At 61.8% G+C, this 17,394-nt stretch carries 15 protein-coding genes and 3 tRNA genes; 7 read left to right on the top strand and 11 right to left on the bottom strand.

The genetic code is table 11. The annotated features are described in order from the left end of the window. Together GFJ39_RS00185 and GFJ39_RS00190 are read right to left on the bottom strand one after the other, a co-directional pair. Positions 1–1,905 (bottom strand): OPT family oligopeptide transporter, encoded by a 1,905-nt coding sequence (locus GFJ39_RS00185; RefSeq protein ID WP_407645845.1) that lies wholly within the window; start codon positions 1,903–1,905, stop codon positions 1–3. 132 nt (positions 1,906–2,037) lie between these two features. Further along, the gene (locus GFJ39_RS00190; RefSeq protein WP_153429042.1) at positions 2,038–2,631 is read right to left on the bottom strand and encodes a hypothetical protein; all 594 of its coding nucleotides are present in this window, start codon (positions 2,629–2,631) and stop codon (positions 2,038–2,040) included. 102 nt (positions 2,632–2,733) lie between these two features. Between GFJ39_RS00190 and ispH the strand changes: the two genes are divergently transcribed. The 4 genes from ispH to GFJ39_RS00210 all read left to right on the top strand — a co-directional run bounded on the left by ispH (position 2,734) and on the right by GFJ39_RS00210 (position 5,332). Further along, positions 2,734–3,744, top strand: coding sequence for a 4-hydroxy-3-methylbut-2-enyl diphosphate reductase (ispH, locus tag GFJ39_RS00195; protein WP_153429043.1), 1,011 nt, complete (start codon positions 2,734–2,736; stop codon positions 3,742–3,744). 6 nt (positions 3,745–3,750) lie between these two features. Further along, positions 3,751–4,701 (top strand): homoserine kinase, encoded by a 951-nt coding sequence (locus GFJ39_RS00200; RefSeq protein ID WP_153429044.1) that lies wholly within the window; start codon positions 3,751–3,753, stop codon positions 4,699–4,701. Next, a complete protein-coding gene (gene rnhA / locus GFJ39_RS00205) occupies positions 4,694–5,146 on the top strand; it encodes a ribonuclease HI (RefSeq protein ID WP_011251770.1) in 453 nt (150 codons plus the stop codon). The genes GFJ39_RS00200 and rnhA overlap by 8 nt, the downstream gene beginning before the upstream one ends. Positions 5,147–5,256: 110 nt before the next feature. After that, positions 5,257–5,332: transfer RNA gene (locus GFJ39_RS00210), tRNA-Asn, on the top strand. Between the two features lie 70 nt (positions 5,333–5,402). On the opposite strand, the gene GFJ39_RS00215 is transcribed toward GFJ39_RS00210, so the two are convergent. Continuing rightward, positions 5,403–6,629: an MFS transporter gene (locus tag GFJ39_RS00215; RefSeq protein WP_153429045.1), complete on the bottom strand. Its 1,227-nt coding sequence runs from the start codon at positions 6,627–6,629 to the stop codon at positions 5,403–5,405. A gap of 70 nt (positions 6,630–6,699) precedes the next feature. Between GFJ39_RS00215 and gpt the strand changes: the two genes are divergently transcribed. The 3 genes from gpt (at position 6,700) to GFJ39_RS00230 (ending at position 7,426) form a co-directional block, all read left to right on the top strand. Next, positions 6,700–7,206: a xanthine phosphoribosyltransferase gene (gpt, locus tag GFJ39_RS00220; protein WP_153429046.1), complete on the top strand. Its 507-nt coding sequence runs from the start codon at positions 6,700–6,702 to the stop codon at positions 7,204–7,206. Between the two features lie 48 nt (positions 7,207–7,254). Next, positions 7,255–7,331 (top strand) — tRNA-Pro (locus GFJ39_RS00225). An 18-nt stretch (positions 7,332–7,349) separates the two neighbouring features. Next, positions 7,350–7,426 (top strand) — tRNA-Arg (locus tag GFJ39_RS00230). A gap of 41 nt (positions 7,427–7,467) precedes the next feature. Here GFJ39_RS00230 and GFJ39_RS00235 read toward each other — a convergent pair. From GFJ39_RS00235 to ftsZ, 8 genes are all read right to left on the bottom strand, one after another. Beyond that, positions 7,468–7,878, bottom strand: a complete 411-nt coding sequence (locus GFJ39_RS00235) for an Ivy family c-type lysozyme inhibitor (protein WP_153429047.1) — start codon at positions 7,876–7,878, stop codon at positions 7,468–7,470. A gap of 11 nt (positions 7,879–7,889) precedes the next feature. Next, the gene (locus GFJ39_RS00240) at positions 7,890–8,462 is read right to left on the bottom strand and encodes a nicotinamidase (RefSeq protein ID WP_153429048.1); all 573 of its coding nucleotides are present in this window, start codon (positions 8,460–8,462) and stop codon (positions 7,890–7,892) included. A 36-nt stretch (positions 8,463–8,498) separates the two neighbouring features. Beyond that, positions 8,499–9,848, bottom strand: coding sequence for a hemolysin family protein (locus tag GFJ39_RS00245; protein WP_153429049.1), 1,350 nt, complete (start codon positions 9,846–9,848; stop codon positions 8,499–8,501). A gap of 70 nt (positions 9,849–9,918) precedes the next feature. Next, on the bottom strand, positions 9,919–11,970 hold the full coding sequence (gene ligA, locus GFJ39_RS00250; RefSeq protein WP_153429050.1) for an NAD-dependent DNA ligase LigA: 2,052 nt from the start codon (positions 11,968–11,970) through the stop codon (positions 9,919–9,921). Further along, entirely contained in the window at positions 11,967–13,688 is a 1,722-nt protein-coding gene (recN, locus tag GFJ39_RS00255) for a DNA repair protein RecN (RefSeq protein WP_153429051.1), read from the bottom strand. Before recN ends, ligA begins: the two co-directional genes overlap by 4 nt. Before the next feature lie 45 nt (positions 13,689–13,733). After that, positions 13,734–14,594, bottom strand: coding sequence for an outer membrane protein assembly factor BamD (locus tag GFJ39_RS00260; RefSeq protein ID WP_407645846.1), 861 nt, complete (start codon positions 14,592–14,594; stop codon positions 13,734–13,736). A 107-nt stretch (positions 14,595–14,701) separates the two neighbouring features. Next, positions 14,702–15,736 (bottom strand): UDP-3-O-acyl-N-acetylglucosamine deacetylase, encoded by a 1,035-nt coding sequence (gene lpxC / locus GFJ39_RS00265; RefSeq protein ID WP_153429053.1) that lies wholly within the window; start codon positions 15,734–15,736, stop codon positions 14,702–14,704. A 116-nt stretch (positions 15,737–15,852) separates the two neighbouring features. Continuing rightward, positions 15,853–17,385: a cell division protein FtsZ gene (gene ftsZ / locus GFJ39_RS00270; protein WP_153429054.1), complete on the bottom strand. Its 1,533-nt coding sequence runs from the start codon at positions 17,383–17,385 to the stop codon at positions 15,853–15,855. Between the last annotated feature and the right edge of the window lie 9 nt (positions 17,386–17,394).

The raw sequence follows: 17,394 nt of genomic DNA on the forward strand, positions 1-17,394 counted from the left end.
TCAGGCTTCCTCCTGCCGGACGCGGTCTGATTGTCTGACCTGCTTTCCGAACCACAACAGGGCGCCACAGAAAACTGCCCAACCCAGCCCTGCATTCAGCAGGGTCGGGACGGGAAGCGCCAGTGTATCGGCGCTTCCCGTCCCTCCCGCCATGGCGGCGAGCGCTACGCCGATCAGGCTTTCTCCAACAATGAAGCCTGACGCGATCATCGTTCCCTGTCCCCTGGGGAAGCGACGCAGCAACCATCCCAGCCCCGCACCAATGCCGATCGTGACCGAGACATCTGCCGGGAGATAGATTCCCATCCCGACAGCCAGCGGTGGAAGGGCCAGGTTGCGGCGGCGCAGCACGATATCCAGGATCACCAGCAGAACGCCGAGAGATGCCCCGATTTCCAGCATGAGCCAGTCAAGCTGGTGGGTCAGGATACCGGTGGCGATGGCGGCCATCAGCGCAGGCTGTGGCGCGGCAAGCGAGCGTGACGGGTCCATGCCCTCACGTGGCATGGCTCCGGCAAAGCCATAGGCCTGATACAGGACCTGAAGCACCCAGGGGATGACGACCGCCCCGGCCACACAGCCGATCAGCAGGGCCACTTCCTGCCTCCAGGGCGCCGCGCCGACAAGCTGACCGGTCTTGAGGTCCTGAAGGTTGTCATTGGAAACAGCCGCCGAGGCCGTAATGGCGGAGAGCACGAAAAGTCCGAAGGCAATGGCTATGGGGCGCTGTTCGACACTGAGCAGGCCAGTGCTTTCCAGCCCCCACAGGGCGACCGAAATGGCAATGATGGCAATGATCCCCACGCCGGAAATTGGCGAGGACGAAGACCCGATGATCCCGGCCATGTAGCCGCAGGCGCTGGCAACCAGAAATCCCAGCCCGAAGCAGGCGATCAGCCCCAGCAGGATCAGGGTGGCCAGAGCACTGCCATGCGGCATGACTGGCCACAGGAAATAGGTGAACAGTCCTGCCAGCAGCACCGCGAGACCTGCGCACAGGGTAATCAGCGTCCGGGGTGCCAGATCGCGGTCGCTGTCATCTCCCGTTGCCAGATGAGTGACGGAGAGCGCTTCCTTCAGCCCCTGGGCCACGGGCTTCGCGAGGGCCAGCAGGGTCCAGATCGCGGCAACCGCAATAGTGCCAGCGCCGATGAACCGCACTTTGTGCAGCCAGAGCCCGGTTGCATCTGCCAGTGGGGTGGCTGAAGGAGCGAGATGGCCCAGAACCGGCACCATGATGCCCCATGCCAGCAACACACCGAGCAGCATGGCAATTCCGCCACCGATCCCGACCAGATAGCCTGTTCCCAGAAGGGCCAGCGAAAAGCTGCCATTCAGCCGGAAAGCCGACGATCCGACGACGGTTGCGACGGAGAAACCATCTGACAGAAGACGCAGCCCAGAAGTCGCGAAGGCGACACTTCCCGAAACCATGGTGCCGAGGGTGAGGGATCTCAGGCTCCGGGCATCACCCTCGGGGGAGGAGGCGCGCAGGATTTCCGCGCAGGCCGTACCTTCGGGATAAGGCAGGTCGGAATTGCTGACGAGCGCCCGCCGGAGCGGAATGGTGAAGACAACGCCCGTCATGCCACCCGCCATCGTCAGCAGAAGCGTGATGACATAGGGAAATTCATGCCAGTACCCGACCATGATCAGGGCCGGGAGCGCAGCGAACACACAGGACAGGGTTCCGGCCGCGGAAGCCTGGGTCTGGACCATGTTGTTTTCCAGCATGGTCCCGCCGCCCATAAAGCGCAGAACGGCCATCGAGATGATCGTGGCGGGAATGGATGAGCCGAAAGTCAGGCCGATCTTGAGGCCCAGATAGACGTTCGCTGCCGTAAAGACGACCGTGATGAGGGCTCCGAGAATAATCCCGCGGAGGGTCAGTTCGCGACTGTCCATGTGTTTCTGTCCCGAAATGATAGCCGGCACGGAACATTCCGCCGTGTCCGTATGCCGGGCCATTCGCGACAGTCCGTTATCATGAAATAACGGGCTGCCGCCTGTGTCTGAAGGGCTGACCCGGCGTTCTGGTTACTGTGTGTGGCTGTGGAAGGAGACCGGTGCGAGATGCTCGCGGTTATACCCGAGTTCGCCATGTGTCAGCTGGTAGCCGATTTCAAGCGTGTAGGGATTTTCCTGCGTCATGTTTCCCGTGGCGGGAAGATCAATCAGGCGCAGGTTCGTCCGTACCGACTGTGTGCTGACATTGGCCGGGAAGCGGAAGCTGTCGGTGAAGACCTTCTTGTCCACGATCTTACCGTCACGCATGATGACGATGAAATACGGCACGTCGATCGTGCTGCTGGTCGCAGCCGGACCACGGGTCAGGTTCATCGCAAGGCTCAGGCGCGTGCGGACCGTCTGGTGGCCATGCGGGCCGTCAGGACCACGTTCGCAATCCCCGGAGAGGGAGGCGATCTGGGCATGGCTGACGAGACTGCCGATATCCGCGCTCTTGCCGTCATAGACGAACTGGTCCGCTGCCGAACCCGGGATATCGAGCGTCGGGCAGGCAGGTGCGAAGAAACTCGGGTTGGATTCGTCGCAGCCGGCCAGACTCGAAAGCGCCACAAGGGCAAAAGCCGGAGCAAACAGGGGCGAGGCGAAGCGCCGGATGGCTGGCATCAGCTGAAGAAACTCCCAACAAAGCGGCCCGGACGTTGCGACGAGAGGCAATCCGGTCGATACTGGTCCTACATATCGAACTCCGCCCGCTTGGGGAACACCATGTCAGAACAGACGACTTTCGCTCCTTCCCGCACCGACGGTGTGGAAGCCCATAAAACCCTTCGCGTCCTGCTCGCCGGTCCGCGTGGATTCTGTGCCGGCGTGGACCGTGCCATCCGTGTCGTGGAAGAGGCCCTGCGCCGTTATGGCGCTCCGGTCTATGTCCGCCACGAGATCGTCCATAACCGGACCGTCGTGGAAGGGCTGGAAGCCAAGGGCGCCATTTTCGTCGAGGAACTGGATGAAGTGCCGGAAGACGGACATGTCGTTTTCTCGGCTCACGGCGTTCCCAAGGCGGTTCCGGCAGAGGCCCAGCGCCGCAATCTGCTCTATCTGGATGCGACCTGCCCGCTGGTTTCCAAAGTTCATCGTGAAGCCGAGCGTCATTTCGCGGGCGGTGGTCCGGACCAGCTCCATATCCTCATGATCGGCCATGCGGGCCATCCGGAAGTTGTTGGCACGATGGGCCAGCTCCCGCCGGGTGCGGTCACGCTCATCAATGATGCGGAAGAAGCCCGTACGATCCAGCCGGAAGATCCCGCCAAGCTGGCCTTCATCACGCAGACCACGCTGTCGGTCGATGACACGGCCGAGATCGTGGACATCCTGCGCTCGCGCTTCCCGCTCATTGAAGGGCCGAAGCGCGAAGACATCTGCTATGCCACGACCAACCGTCAGGAAGCCGTGAAGGCCATTGCACCCGAGAGCGATCTTGTGATCGTGATCGGCTCGCCCAACTCGTCTAACTCGCAGCGTCTACGGGAAGTGGCTGAGCGGTCGGGCGCGCGTCGGGCGCTGCTGGTGCCGAAACTCGAGAATCTGGACTGGAGTGTGCTTGAAGGCGTGGAAACGCTGGGCATCAGTGCCGGTGCGTCTGCTCCCGAGAGCCTCGTGCAGGAAATGGTGTCGGCTCTGGCCGAGAAGTACACGCTCAAGATCGAAGAGCGGATCGTCAAGGAAGAGAACATCAACTTCCGTCTGCCCGGTCCGCTGGCTGGCGAGGACGACTGATTTCTCATGGCCGTCTATACGGAACTGGCGGCCGAGACGCTCGACGCGTTTCTTGGCACTTACGAGATCGGAAATCTGGTCTCGTTTCATGGCATCGCCGAGGGGGTCGAAAACAGTAACTTCCTCCTCCGTACGACGAAGGGGGATTTCATTCTCACGCTGTTCGAGCGGCGGGTGAGTGCGGCTGATCTCCCGTGGTTTCTGGGGCTTATGCAGCATCTGGCGGGCAGGGGGCTGAACTGTCCGCTTCCCGTATCGGACCGGAGCGGGAATGCCCTTCGGAGTCTCGCGGACCGTCCCGCTGCCATCACGACATTTCTTCCCGGCGTCTCTGCAACCCAGCTTGATGCAGGCCTGTGTCTGGAGCTCGGCAAGGCACTGGCCCGGTTGCATAACGCAGGCGAGGGCTATGATGCGGTCCGGCCGAATGCGCTCTCTCCGGCGGCATGGGGGCCCCTGCTTGAAAGCTGTGGGGAGAGCGGAGATGCGCTGTCACCGGGTCTGACGGCAGAGGTACGGGCTGCCCTGCAGAAGGTTGAAGGTGCATGGCCATCTCCGGAGGCTCTGCCGCGCGGTCAGATTCATGCAGACCTGTTTCCGGATAACGTTTTCTTTCAGAACGGCCAGGTGTCCGGGCTGATCGACTTCTATTTCGCCTGTACGGACTTTCTGGCTTACGATCTGGCCATCTGTCTGAACGCCTGGTGCTTTCGCGATGAAAAGACATTTGAACCGTCTTTCGCCGCTGCGATCCTTCAGGGTTATGAGAGTATTCGTCTGCTCAGCGATGTAGAGAAAGCCGCTCTTCCGACCCTGTGTCAGGGCGCTGCGATCCGCTTTCTGCTGACACGGCTTTACGACTGGATCAACACCCCCGCAGATGCGCTGGTGACCCGCAAGGATCCGCTGGCCTATCTGCGGCGCCTGCGTCATTTCCAGAGCACGTCTCATGTCTGAGGCGTCTGGAGAACGTCCCCGGGTGGAAATCTGGACGGATGGAGGATGCAAACCCAATCCGGGTCCCGGCGGATGGGGGGCGCTTCTGGTTTGCCGCGGTCAGGAAAAGGAACTCCTGGGCGGCGACCCGGAGACGACTAACAACCGTATGGAACTGACAGCGGCGGCCGAGGCGCTCGAAGCGCTCAAACGCCCCTGCATCGTGACGCTGCATACGGACAGCGAGTATCTGCGCAACGGCATCACCCGCTGGCATACGGGCTGGGTGCGGCGCAAGTGGCGGAATGCGGCAGGTGATCCCGTGGCCAATATGGATCTGTGGCAGCGGATTCTGGAAGCCGCGAAACCGCATGAGATCGACTGGCTCTGGGTCAAGGGTCATTCAGGCGATGAAAATAATGAGCGCGTGGATCAGCTCGCGACCCGGGGGCGCGAAGAACTCTGAAAAATGACGGTTTTTCTCAGGTCTTTGAAGAGAAACGAAAAAATCGACAAAAAAAGTTCATTTAGGGGCTTTACCGACCCCGGCCATTTGGCTACATACCACCTCGCCGGTCCCGAATAGCTCAGTTGGTAGAGCAAGCGACTGTTAATCGCTGGGTCGTAGGTTCGAGTCCTACTTCGGGAGCCAGCCTTTCCTTCGGAAAGCTGCTCCGGCCGCAAACAAAGCTCCCTCTCGGGAGTTTTTTGCGTTTCTGGGCTTACGGCTCTTCCGGGAAGATGTCTTCCAGACGATCGAGCGTCCACAGGCGGGGAAAGAAGCGGGCCCAGATAGCCGCCACCAGAATAGTCCCAATACCACCGGCAATGACGGCGGCTTCCGGTCCGATCGCGGTACCGAGCATGCCGCTTTCGAATTCGCCGAGCTGATTGCTGGAGCCGATGAACAGCGTGTTTACCGCCGAGACCCGCCCGCGCATCGAATCCGGTGTGGCTAGTTGGATCAGCGAAGAGCGGATCACCACGCTGACGACGTCAGAGGCTCCGAGAACCATCAGGGCCACGATCGAGAGCCAGACCGTGTGGGATGCGCCAAAGACGATCGTCGCAATGCCGAACATGACGACAGCCATGAACATGATGAGGCCAGTTCGACCCTTCAGGGGATAGCGTGACAGGCCCCAGGACATCAGAAGCGCCCCGAGGGCAGGGGCCGCACGCAGCAGTCCCAGACCGATCGGTCCGACATGCAGGATGCCGTCCGCGTAGACTGGCAGCATGGCTGTGGCACCCCCCAGCAGCACGGCAAAAAGGTCTAAAGTGATGGCTCCCAGCAGGTCCCGGCGGCGATTGAGGAAGGACAGACCCGCAAAGACCGAAGCAAACGTGATCGGTTCCTTAGCCGGAACGGTATGAAGCAGTCTGAGCGAGAATGTTCCGGCAAAAGCTACTGTGAACCCGACCGTGGAGAGTGCGTAGCAGACGACTGGTCCGATGCCGTAGAGAAGACCGCCCAGACTTGGCCCGACAATGGAGGAAGTCATGAACAGCGACGAAAGCGTGGCCTGTGCCCGGGGAAGAAGGGCGGGTGGGGCGATTGCGGGCAGGAAAGCCTGCTGGCACGGCATCTCGAAGCTTCTCAGAACACCGTAGAACGCCGCAAACGTATAGATGGCGCCTGTTGTCAGCAGATGAAACGCGGCGCCGAAGGCCAGGATCGCGGTAGCCAGGATTTCGCAGACCTGACAGATCAGGACGATGCTGCGCCGGTTGAAGCGGTCCGCGACATGACCGGCGACAAAGGTCAGCGGCACCATGGGCAGGAACTGGGCCAGACCCAGATAGCCCAGAGACGCTACGTCATGTGTCAGCTCGTAGACCTGCCATCCGATGGCGATCGTCATGGTGCTCGCTGAGAGCTGTGAGAAAATTCTTCCGACAATCAGGGACGGAAGGCCGGGGAGAGAGCACAGGGCCGGATCGATCATTGCGGCACTTTAGGCATTTCCGTCGCTCAAGTTTATTGCAAAATTACGAGACGGAAGGCAGAGGAAGACCATGACAGCCAATCAGCCCCCCCAAACCGTTCATTATGCGACCGTCACCTGGGACCAGCTCCATCGTGACGCGCGTCTTCTGGCCGCAACCCTCATGCAGAAGCATGGTCCTTTCCGTGGAATCGTTGCCATTACCCGTGGTGGCCTGATCCCCGCCGCCATTCTCGGGCGCGAAATGGGCTGCCGCCTGATCGAGAGCGTCTCGGTCATCAGCTATGCCGGCGAGGAAGGCACGCAGCACGAGCCGAAGGTCGTCAAGCCGCCTGTTGCCGCCGGCGATGGTGAAGGCTTCCTGATCGTGGACGATCTCGTGGATTCGGGTGTAACCGCCCGTATCGTGCGTGAACTGCTGCCTAAGGCCGTGTTCGCCTGCCTCTACGCCAAGCCCGAAGGCAAGCCCTTCACCGATCATTACGTGACGGAAGTCGCTCAGGACACCTGGGTCCTGTTCCCGTGGGATACGGCGCCGCTTTTCGTGCCTCCGCTCGTGAGAAGTGAAGGCGAATAAAAAACCCCCTTGCCTCGACCGGTCAGACATCCTAGGTTCCGGCCGGTTCGGGGCGTGGCGCAGCCTGGTAGCGCGCTTGTTTTGGGTACAAGAGGCCCCCGGTTCGAGTCCGGGCGCCCCGACCAGTTAATGGCTTCATTGATGCGCCCTTAGCTCAGCTGGATAGAGCAACAGCCTTCTAAGCTGTGGGTCACTGGTTCGAATCCAGTAGGGCGCGCCAGCCATTCCCCAGGCTCAACTGGCGCCTGATTTCCTTTAATTTCAGTCTGATGGATTATTATCCTGATAGGCTTTGAGAAGAACCTTCTGCATGGCTGCGTCCGGTGCGCCCAGAAAGTCCTGCTGGAGCGACGTCTCGCCCTTGAGGCTCAGAAGGCCCCAGGCTGCTGAATGATCCTTCGCGAATACGACTTCCAGCTGCTCCGCGGCACAGTCATGGGGCCGGCACATATGGCCCAGAATGTAGGGCTTGCCCCCGAGATTGAAGGTGTTGACGGGTACGGATGTCGCCTGTGCTGTCGTTACCCATGACGGAAGGGTCAACATGGCCTGATAGGCCTGTCTGAACCCGTTTTCGGCTGCCAGTTCAGCCGTTGTCGGTGGTGTCGCCGCCGAGACTGTCTGGAGTGTCGCAAGCGCGAGAATGACAGGAAGGAGTCTGGTTGTCCGCATTGTTTCGACCTTCAGAAAGTGTTCAGGCTTTTGAACAGAACACCCTGTTTTTCAAGTTTATTCAGCACATCGCCGGGGTCTGGTGCGATACCCCGGCAGGCTTGTGGAACCACTTCTGTGCGATAGCCGTACTGCACGGCATCCAGCGCGGTGGCCATCACGCAGTAATCAAGTGCGAGGCCGCAGATCACGACGTGCTCTATGTCCAGCCCCTTTAATAACCCGTCCAGCCCGGTCGAGGTTGCACGGTCATTATCGAGAAACCCTGAATAGCTGTCCCGTTCCCGTAACACACCCTTGCGGATGATATGCGTCACCGGCTCCGGCAGGAGCGTTGGCGGGAAATCCGCGCCATGAGTGCCGGCAACACAGTGAACGGGCCAGGGGCCACCCTGCGTGCTGAAGGAACAGTGCTGGGAAGGATGCCAGTCCTGCGTCGCGATGACCGCCCTGAACGGATGTCCGGCAAGCGCATTGACGGCTTCAAAAATACTGTTTCCGTCCGGAACGGCGAGCGCGCCGCCGGGCAGGAAGTCATTCTGGATATCGACAAGGATGAGAGCGGAGCGGCTTAGATCGGTCATGGTGTGATCTAAGCAGTCTCCATCCCGCACTGGAAGTCAGTTCAGTCGTGTGACCAGCAACTGGTTGATTCTGAAACCTTCCACGTCAACAACTTCAAAGCGGAAGCCCGAAGACTGCACACTGTCCGCCTTGCGGGCCATGCGGCGCAGACGGTTCATGACGAAGCCGCCAACCGTGTCGAAATTCTGGGCATCGTCGAACATGGGAATGTCCAGTTCGCGGATGACGTCGCCGATGGGGGCGGCGCCGTCGATCAGCCAGGATTTGTCATCGCGGCGGACGATGGCCTGCTCCTCGAACGGGCTGACCAGACCGTCCATCAGCGCGCCCATGATGTCCTTGTAGGTGATGAGGCCGACAACCAGACCGTATTCATTGACGATCAGCGCGAAGCCAGCGGAGTGGGCTTCGAACTGGGCCAGGGTTTCCCACAGGTTCAGCGTGTCGGGCAGGGACAGGACATCACGTCGCATCTTGAAAATCTGGCTGGCCACGGGGGCCAGGCCGGTGCTTTTGGGTTGCGGTTCGTCCACGACAGCGACCAGCACGTCTTCGGCACGGATGGAACCGATGACCTTGTCGAGGCCACCATCACACAGCGGATAGCGGGAATAGGGACGGACCCGGACCTTGTCGCGCTGGCTTTCCGGACTTTCCTGCACGTCGAGGAACACGATTTCATCGCGCGGGGTCATGGCGGACGTCACGGCGCGGTCCTGAAGGCCCAGGACGTTCTGGATCATCTGGTGTTCTTCTTCCAGAAGCACACCAGAAGCTGTTCCCGCCGCAAGAATGGCTCGCAGATCTTCGGGCGTTACGGGCTCTACGGTGGCTGCGGCCGGGATCTTGAGCAGTTTGAGCAGCCAGTCGGAAATCTTCGAGAAAACCAGAACGGCCGGATAGAGAATCTTGAGGGCGACGGCGGGGAACCAGCCGACCTTGAGGGCGATCCGGTCCGGCGCATTCATCGCGATCCGCTTGGGAAGCAGATCCGCGAACAGGACGAACAGGCCGGTGATGAGGATGAACGAGCAGGCGGAACCGAGCTTGCTGGCGAGTGACGGGCCTGTGCCCAAAGCCTGGAAGCCCTCCGCAATGGGGTCGCTCAGCATGGATTCGCTGATGATGCCGCCCAGAACACCCACGGCATTGAGACAGATCTGAAGGACGGTGATGACCTGACCGCTGTTGCGGCGCAACTTGAGGAACGCAACGGCCCGTGGGTCGCCCGCTTCCGCCCGCGAGCGCAGCCGCACGTCGCGCGCGGCGGCAAAGGAGATTTCGGACAGCGAGATCAGCACGGAGACGCCAATCAGCGCGACCGTGGCGACAAGGCCCAGCAGGAGAAGGACAATCTGGTGCTGGGAGGAAGGGGAGACTGACATGCGGAAGGCGTTATACCCTGAAAAAGTGGGATGTTACCAACTTTCTCACGGTTCCGGTTTTGCAGTTCTGTTACAGCCCCGCCAGAACGCGCCAGCCGCTTTCATCGACGGTCTCGATCCCGAGTTCCGCGGCTTTCCTGGCCTTGGAACCGGCTTTTTCGCCCAGCACGACCAGAGAGGTCTTTTTCGATACGCTATCCGTCACCTGTGCTCCCAGACGCTCGGCAATGGCCTTGGCTTCCGGGCGGCTCATGGTGGTCAGGGTGCCGGTGAAGACAATGACCTTGCCGGAAAGATGCCCTTCCGAGGGCGCTTCTTCGGCAATGATGTCCGTCAGCTCCGACGCCAGATCATCGAGGGTCTCGATATTGTGGCTTTCGGAGAAGAAGGCGGAGAGTTCATCGGCGATCGCATCTCCCACGCCCATGATGGCGCCCAGGGAGGCGCGTTCTTCGGAGTCCGGTCGTGCGGCCAGCATGGCGGTGCGCCAGTTTTCGAAGGTCTGGTAATGCCGTGCCAGAAGCTGGGCGTTGCGTTCTCCGATTCTTCGGATGCCAAGCCCGAATATCAGCCGGGACAGGGGAATGGAGCGGCGGTCGTCGATGGCGCGGAAAAGGTTGTCTACCGATAGCCGTCCCCAGCCGTCACGCTGGAGCAGGGCCTCTTCGTGCTGGCGCAGGCGGAAAATGTCACCGGGCCTGCGGATGTAGCCGGCGTCGTAGAACTCACGGATGCTGCGTTCGCCCAGCCCGTCGATGTCGAACGCATTGCGTGACACCATGTGGATCAGGCGCTCCACGATCTGCGCTTCGCAGGTCAGACCGCCTGTGCACCGGCGGACGGCTTCACCATGCACGCGCTCGGCGAGCGATCCGCAGACGGGGCAGTGGTCGGGATAGACGAAAGGCTCCGAACGGGCCCCCTCGCTGGGGACGGGGCCGAGGATCTGCGGGATCACGTCTCCGGCGCGCTGCAGGCGGACCAGATCCCCGACGCGCACGTCCTTGCGGGCGATTTCGTCTTCGTTGTGCAGGGTCGCGCGCGAGACGATGACGCCGCCGACATTCACGGGCTCAAGATGCGCGACGGGTGTCAGGGCGCCCGTGCGGCCGACCTGGATCTCGATCTCCCGCAGGCGCGTGATGGCCTGTTCGGCAGGAAACTTCCATGCGATGGCCCAGCGGGGGGCACGGCCGGCAAAGCCGAGACGATCCTGAAGGCTCAGATCGTCCAGTTTGAAGACGATGCCGTCGATGTCATAGTCCAGCTCCGAGCGTTCGCGCGCCAGCCTGTCCACATAGGCCGGGATGTCGCGGGCATGGGCAATCATCTGGGACAGCGGATTGACCGTGAACCCCCAGCTCCGCAGTTTTTCCAGATAGTCCCAGTGTGTCGTCGCAACCGGCGAGGACGTGTACCCCTGCGCATAGGCGAAGAGGGACAGCGGACGGCTGCGGGTGATTTCCGCATCCAGTTGGCGAAGGGAGCCGGCTGCGGCGTTGCGGGGATTGGCGAAAGGCTTCGCTCCGCGTGAGACCTGCTGTTCGTTGAGGGTCAGGAAGCTGCTTTTGGAGAGGAAGACTTCGCCACGGATTTCAATCCGTTCGGGCGCTCCGCCGGGCAGTTCACGTGGAATATCCTTCAGGGTCAGCAGGTTGGCCGTGACGTCTTCGCCTTCGATGCCGTCTCCGCGCGTGGTCCCGCGCACGAAACGTCCGTGCTCGTAGGTCAGGCTGATGGAGAGGCCGTCGATCTTGGGCTCGGCCACGAACTGGAGGGCCTGAAGTCCGTCCTCGTCCAGGCCGAGAAAGCGACCCACACGCGAGACAAAGCCATCGAAACCTTCCGGATCGAAAACATTGTCGAGCGACAGCATGGGAACAAGATGGCGATATTTGCCGAAAGCGGAATCGGGTGTGACGCCCACCCGCTGGCTGGCTCCTTCTGTGGAGCGGAGATCCGGATATGCCTCTTCCAGCGCCAGAAGTTCACGACGCGCAGCATCATAGACGGCATCGGAAACTTCCGGCTCGTCGCGTCCGTGATAGGCCTCGTCCCACCGCGCGAGGTCCGCTTCGAGTGCAGCGTGACGCTCGGCGGCGGAAACAGGGGCGGTTGTCATGAAATCTGATGTCCCAGAAGGCTGTCGGCAGCCCCTCGGGCTGCGTCGGTAATGATGTCGCCCGCAAGCATCCGGGCGATTTCCTCGCGCCGGGCGTCGTGGGGCAGGGGTTCGGCCAGGGTCTCGGTCCGGTCATTGCGGACGCGCTTGGCGATCCGCAGGTGATGGTCGCCACGCGCCGCGACCTGCGGGCTGTGGGTGACGACCAGAACCTGTACATCCTGCGCGACTTTGTGCAGCCGGTCGCCGATCGAGGAGGCCGTGGCGCCGCCGACGCCGGAATCGACTTCATCGAACACCAGCGTCCCGACATCGGAGCGTTCCGCAAGCACCACTTTCAGCGCAAGCATGAGACGCGACAGTTCACCGCCGGAGGCCACTTTGGCGAGAGGTCCAGGCGACTGTCCGGGATTGGCGGCGATCAGGAAGGAAGCCTGTTCCATGCCCTGACTGTTCCAGTGATCGGGCTCAAGCGGCAGGAGCGAGACGATGAAGCGGGCGCGCTCCAGCTTGACGGGGCGCAGTTCGGCACTGACGGCCTTTTCCAGCTTCTCGGCGGCTTTTTTCCGGGCGGCGGAGAGCGTGCGGGCCGCATCTTCATAAGCAAGGCGCGCTTCGGTCAGGGCCGTTTCCAGACGCGCCAGTTCAGCGTTGCCGGAATCGAGGGCCGCGAGCCGTCTTTTCAGTTCGGCAAGAAAACCGGGAAGTTCTGCAACGGAAACATTGTGTTTGCGGGCCTCGGCACGAAGAGCAAAAAGCCGCTCTTCCGTTTCCTCCAGAAGGCGGGGGTCGCCTTCCGTATCAGCGGCCAGACGGCTCAGCAGCATTTCGGCTTCGGCCAGGGCTTCTTCTGCTTTTCCGAGGGCGTCGAGCGCGTCCTGGGCCTGTGTCTGGTGGCTGTCGGAAAGCGTTTCCGTCTCCGTAGGGGCGGGCAGAAGCCGGGCAAGGGCGCGGCTGGCGGAGCGCAGGGCGGCAGCGGGCGCGGAAGAGCGGCGGTCACGCGGGGTCAGTTCCGAGAGTGCTGCGGCAACGGCTTCGCCGCGACGCTCATCGCGCTGAAGGCTGACGCGCGTTGCCGCGAGAGCATCCTCTTCGCCTTCCTGGGGGGCCAGCCGCTCCAGGTCATCGACAGTCTGACGCAGCCATTCTTCCTCGCGGGCCGCGGCTTCCATGTCGTTACGCGCCGCTTTCAGGGCGCTGCGGGCCGCGGCCCACTGCCGGAAGGTCCGGGCCGTTTTTTCCCGCAGGGATGGGGCAATCCCGAAAGCATCCAACAGATCGAGATGGGTACTCTGGTCCGCCAGGCCCATCTGTTCGTGCTGGCCCTGGATTTCCACGAGACGGGCGCCCGCACGGCGCAGCAGGCCAACCCCGACCGGCTGATCGCAGATATAGGCGCGGGAACGGGCATCCGAAGTGACGATACGGCGCAGGACCACCGGGTCCGTCGGGTCTTCGCGCGCGATGCCGTGCTCGTCGAGCAGGGCAAAGACAGGATGATCGGCGGCGACTTCGAAAATGGCCGAAACACTGGCCTGGGTCGCGCCCGAGCGGACGAGACCTCCGCTGGCACGCTCGCCAAGGGCCAGTCCCAGACTGTCGAGCAGGATGGACTTGCCGGCTCCGGTCTCGCCGGTCAGGACCGTCAGACCGGGAGCGAGACCAAGATCGAGCTTTTCGATCAGAACGACGTCACGGATCGAGAGATGTGTCAGCATGACAGCAATATCGGGAGCATGTCGTCCCGTTTCAAAGGGACGATGTCAGAAGACGCTGTGCCAGATGCGGGAGAAGAAGCCGCGGTGAGCCTGCTCTCCGGGATGAGTGACGGGCTTTTTGAGGTCGTTCTTGAGCAGGTGGTTTTCCCGAAGATCATTATAGGCATAACGATACCACTGGCTGTCGGGATAGTTGTAGCCCAGAACGGCGGCGGTCTGGTGCGCCTGATCCTTGAGGCCGAGGGCCAGATAGACCTCCACGAGACGCTCCAGCGCTTCGGCGACGTGGTTGGTCGTCTGGTAGTCCTGCACGACGCGCTGGTAGCGGGTCATGGCGGCCTCATAGTTGCGCTGCTGCTGGTACCAGCGGCCGACCAGCATTTCCTTGCCGGCCAGATGGTCGCGGCACAGATCGATCTTCAGCTGGGCGTCCCGGGCATAGGATGTCTGCGGGAAGCGGGTGATGACCTCTTCCAGCGCGTCCAGGGCCTCAACGGTGCCCTGCTGGTCACGCTCGACATTCGCGATCTGCTCGTAATAGCAGAGCGCGCGCAGATAGAAGGCATAGGCCGCGTCCGGGCTGGTCGGGTGCAGCTGGAGGTAGCGTTCGAGCTGTTGAACCGAAAGCGCGTATTCGCCCTGAAGGTAGTAGGCATATCCTTCCATCAGCTCGGCGTTACCCGTGAATCCGGAATAGGGATAGTTCTGCTGGAGCAGTTCGAATTCACCGCCGGCCAGTTCGTAATGGCCCGTGTGCAGGGCATCGATCCCGTAATTGTACAGGGTCTCGGCATCGGCGGTTTTGGGAATCGCGGGCTTTTCATGCTGATGCGAGAACAGCGAACAGCCGGAAAGCAGCAGAAACCCGCTGACAGCCGCAGCTCTCAGAATGAAACCACCATTCATGACCGATGCTTCAAAATGACGCTGAGTGCTGCTTGTCATACCTGCTCTTCCCGTGGAAGCCCGTCTTATATCACGGGAATGCGCTGACGAAAGACCTGCCATGTGTCTCAGGCAGCAACGCGCGCGCGCAGGGCCTTGGTGACGGCTCGCGACGACGAGCCCGTGGGGACGAAACGCCAGTTGGCGGCATCGGAAAAAACCGCCCGCAGAAGCCTGTTATTGAGCGTATGGCCGGATTTGTGACCAATAAATCCGGCCTGCATCCGGTGGCCGGCGCAATAGAGGTCGCCAATCGCATCAAGTAGTTTGTGGCGGGCGAACTCGCGCTCGATTTTCAGGCCGGCGGGATTGAGGATATTTTCTCCATCCACGACGACGGCCGTGTCCAGAGAGCCGCCGCGCGCCAGTCCGATACTCTGCAGATACTCGATGTCCTTGCGGTTGACGAAGGTGCGGCAGAACGCGAGTTCTTCCATGAAACGACGTTCATCAAGCTGGATGGCGTAACGCTGGTTTCCGATGGCCTGCGCCGGGAAGCTCAGTGAAATGGCCAGGGAGAGGCCGCGCTGGGCAGGGCGCAGTTCGGCAAAAGCGCCGTTCTCGCCTTCGACCCGGACGTTGCGCAGGATCTCGATGACCTGACGGGGCTTGTCCAGTGTTTTGCGGCCGGCGCAGCGGATCAGGAAGGCAAAGGCATCCGACGCGCCATCGAGAACGGGCAGTTCGGGGCCACTGACCGCAACGAGGATATTGTCGATTTCACAGGCGTTGAGGGCCGCCATGAGATGCTCGATCGTGGCAACACGCAGGGAGGGATCGGTGGGGCAGCCGACAACCGTTGAAAGACGGGTGTCCACGATATGGTCGTAGAGCGCGGGAAAGGAGGGGGAGCCCTCGATGTCCGAACGCTGGAACCTGACGCCGGTATCTACGGGGGCGGGGGAGAGAACCAGATCGACGGTTACGCCACTGTGCAGGGCGATACCCTGACAGTGAATGGGGTTGGCAAGGGTTGTCTGCAGGTTTTTCGAGCTGCCGCGCTCCGGGCGGGAAGGCGTTCCATCAAGGGCAGAGACCGTTTCCGGCTGTCCTGCCTCAACGCCTTTCGTCGTGCTGCCGCCATGCGTTGGCGTAACCTGCATAAAGCCTCCGAAAAATCTGATTCCGGGGACTAGAAAACAGATACCGGGCGTCAGTTCCAGTCAACGATTGTTGCCGGATATTTCCCCCTCATGGTGTGCACGAGGGGGAAAGACGATCAGCGGCGCAGATAGGTCGGAATATCCAGGTTGGAATCGTCCGTATTGCCGGGTGGCTGTTCCTGCTGCTGGGTGGGCTGCTGCGGATACGCCTCACGTGTGCTGGGCTCCGTACGCTGTGTTGTCTGCTGGGTCTGCTGCGGCTGGGGCGGGCGGCTGCGGAAGGCGCCCGTGACCATGCCGAACAGGCTCCGCGGCGCTTCGGGCTGCGGCGGCGGGGCATGGCGGGACGGATCGGAGAACAGACCGGCCCGGGGAGAAGGCTGGTGGGTGTTTTCCTGATGGGGCGTCTGGGTTTCAGTGGCCGCGGGCTGGGTCGCCGGGGCTTCCTGCTGTGGCTGCTGGGCTGTGTTCTGAGCCGACTGCTGCTGGGGATCAATCGCGAAATTCGGGCGCGGCGGGCCGCCGGCATAGGTCGAACCCGGCTGGAACGAAGACGCCGCCGTGCGGCTCCCCGCGCTCTCACGGGGAGCCGTCGTTCCCGTGTTCGTCTGCGGCGCAGCGGCCTGACGGGTTTCCGCGCCCGGAGCTGAAGGATCCTGACGCGGCTGTGTGTCGATGCCGGTTGCAACGACGGACACGCGGACACGTCCGTTCAGCTTTTCGTCGATCAGCGCGCCGAAGATGATGTTGGCATCATCGGCCACTTCCTCACGGATGCGATCCGCGGCAGCGTTGACTTCGTACAGCGTCAGGTCTTCGCCACCGGTGATGTTGATGAGCAGGCCACGCGCGCCTGCCATGGAGGCATCTTCCAGCAGCGGGTTGGAAATCGCGCGCTCGGCTGCGAGTACGGCACGGTCTTCCGCATCTTCCTCGCTGGAGGCTTCGCCTGTCCCCATCATGGCCTTGCCCATCTCTTCCATCACGGCCTTGACGTCCGCGAAGTCGAGATTGATGAGGCCAGGGGAGACCATGAGATCCGTAATGCCGCGAACGCCCATGTTCAGGACATTATCGGCCATCCGGAAGGCTTCGCGGAACGTCGTGTTCTGCGTTGCCGAATTGAACAGGTTCTGGTTCGGGATGACGATCAGCGTATCGACGTGCTTCTGTAGTTCGGCAATGCCGTTCTCTGCGGCGGTCGTACGGCGGCGGCCTTCAAAATTGAAGGGCTTGGAAACAACGCCGACCGTCAGGACGCCGCGCTCACGCGCCATGCGCGCGATGACCGGAGCCGCACCCGTGCCCGTGCCGCCGCCCATGCCGGCCGTGATGAAGACCAGATTCGCGCCTTCAAGCTGACGGTCGATTTCCTGTGCGGCTTCTTCGGCGGCCTCGCGACCGATTTCCGGCTTGGCGCCTGCACCCAGACCGCGCGTCAGATGCGGGCCAAGCTGGACGCGGCGTTCGGCCTTGGAGTGGGCAAGCTGCTGGGCGTCGGTGTTGGCAACGACGAATTCCACGCCCTTGAGTTCAGACGCGATCATGTTGTCGACGGCATTCGTGCCGCCGCCGCCAACGCCGATCACGGTAATCCGTGGCGCCAGCTCAACGTGGGAATTGGGAGTAGGAGTAAGGTTCAGCGTCATGATCTGGTC

It is taken from the genome of Gluconobacter aidae (assembly GCF_009547075.1).
Classification (GTDB): Bacteria; Pseudomonadota; Alphaproteobacteria; order Acetobacterales; family Acetobacteraceae; genus Gluconobacter; species Gluconobacter aidae.

What these genes read in the sequence shown, in the direction of transcription:
- GFJ39_RS00185 (WP_407645845.1), bottom strand. Translation starts at nt 1,905, where the DNA reads ATGGACAGTCGCGAACTGACCCTCCGCGGGATTATTCTCGGAGCCCTC.
- GFJ39_RS00190 (WP_153429042.1), bottom strand. Translation starts at nt 2,631, where the DNA reads ATGCCAGCCATCCGGCGCTTCGCCTCGCCCCTGTTTGCTCCGGCTTTT.
- ispH (WP_153429043.1), top strand. Translation starts at nt 2,734, where the DNA reads ATGTCAGAACAGACGACTTTCGCTCCTTCCCGCACCGACGGTGTGGAA.
- GFJ39_RS00200 (WP_153429044.1), top strand. Translation starts at nt 3,751, where the DNA reads ATGGCCGTCTATACGGAACTGGCGGCCGAGACGCTCGACGCGTTTCTT.
- rnhA (WP_011251770.1), top strand. Translation starts at nt 4,694, where the DNA reads ATGTCTGAGGCGTCTGGAGAACGTCCCCGGGTGGAAATCTGGACGGAT.
- GFJ39_RS00215 (WP_153429045.1), bottom strand. Translation starts at nt 6,629, where the DNA reads ATGATCGATCCGGCCCTGTGCTCTCTCCCCGGCCTTCCGTCCCTGATT.
- gpt (WP_153429046.1), top strand. Translation starts at nt 6,700, where the DNA reads ATGACAGCCAATCAGCCCCCCCAAACCGTTCATTATGCGACCGTCACC.
- GFJ39_RS00235 (WP_153429047.1), bottom strand. Translation starts at nt 7,878, where the DNA reads ATGCGGACAACCAGACTCCTTCCTGTCATTCTCGCGCTTGCGACACTC.
- GFJ39_RS00240 (WP_153429048.1), bottom strand. Translation starts at nt 8,462, where the DNA reads ATGACCGATCTAAGCCGCTCCGCTCTCATCCTTGTCGATATCCAGAAT.
- GFJ39_RS00245 (WP_153429049.1), bottom strand. Translation starts at nt 9,848, where the DNA reads ATGTCAGTCTCCCCTTCCTCCCAGCACCAGATTGTCCTTCTCCTGCTG.
- ligA (WP_153429050.1), bottom strand. Translation starts at nt 11,970, where the DNA reads ATGACAACCGCCCCTGTTTCCGCCGCCGAGCGTCACGCTGCACTCGAA.
- recN (WP_153429051.1), bottom strand. Translation starts at nt 13,688, where the DNA reads ATGCTGACACATCTCTCGATCCGTGACGTCGTTCTGATCGAAAAGCTC.
- GFJ39_RS00260 (WP_407645846.1), bottom strand. Translation starts at nt 14,594, where the DNA reads ATGAATGGTGGTTTCATTCTGAGAGCTGCGGCTGTCAGCGGGTTTCTG.
- lpxC (WP_153429053.1), bottom strand. Translation starts at nt 15,736, where the DNA reads ATGCAGGTTACGCCAACGCATGGCGGCAGCACGACGAAAGGCGTTGAG.
- ftsZ (WP_153429054.1), bottom strand. Translation starts at nt 17,385, where the DNA reads ATGACGCTGAACCTTACTCCTACTCCCAATTCCCACGTTGAGCTGGCG.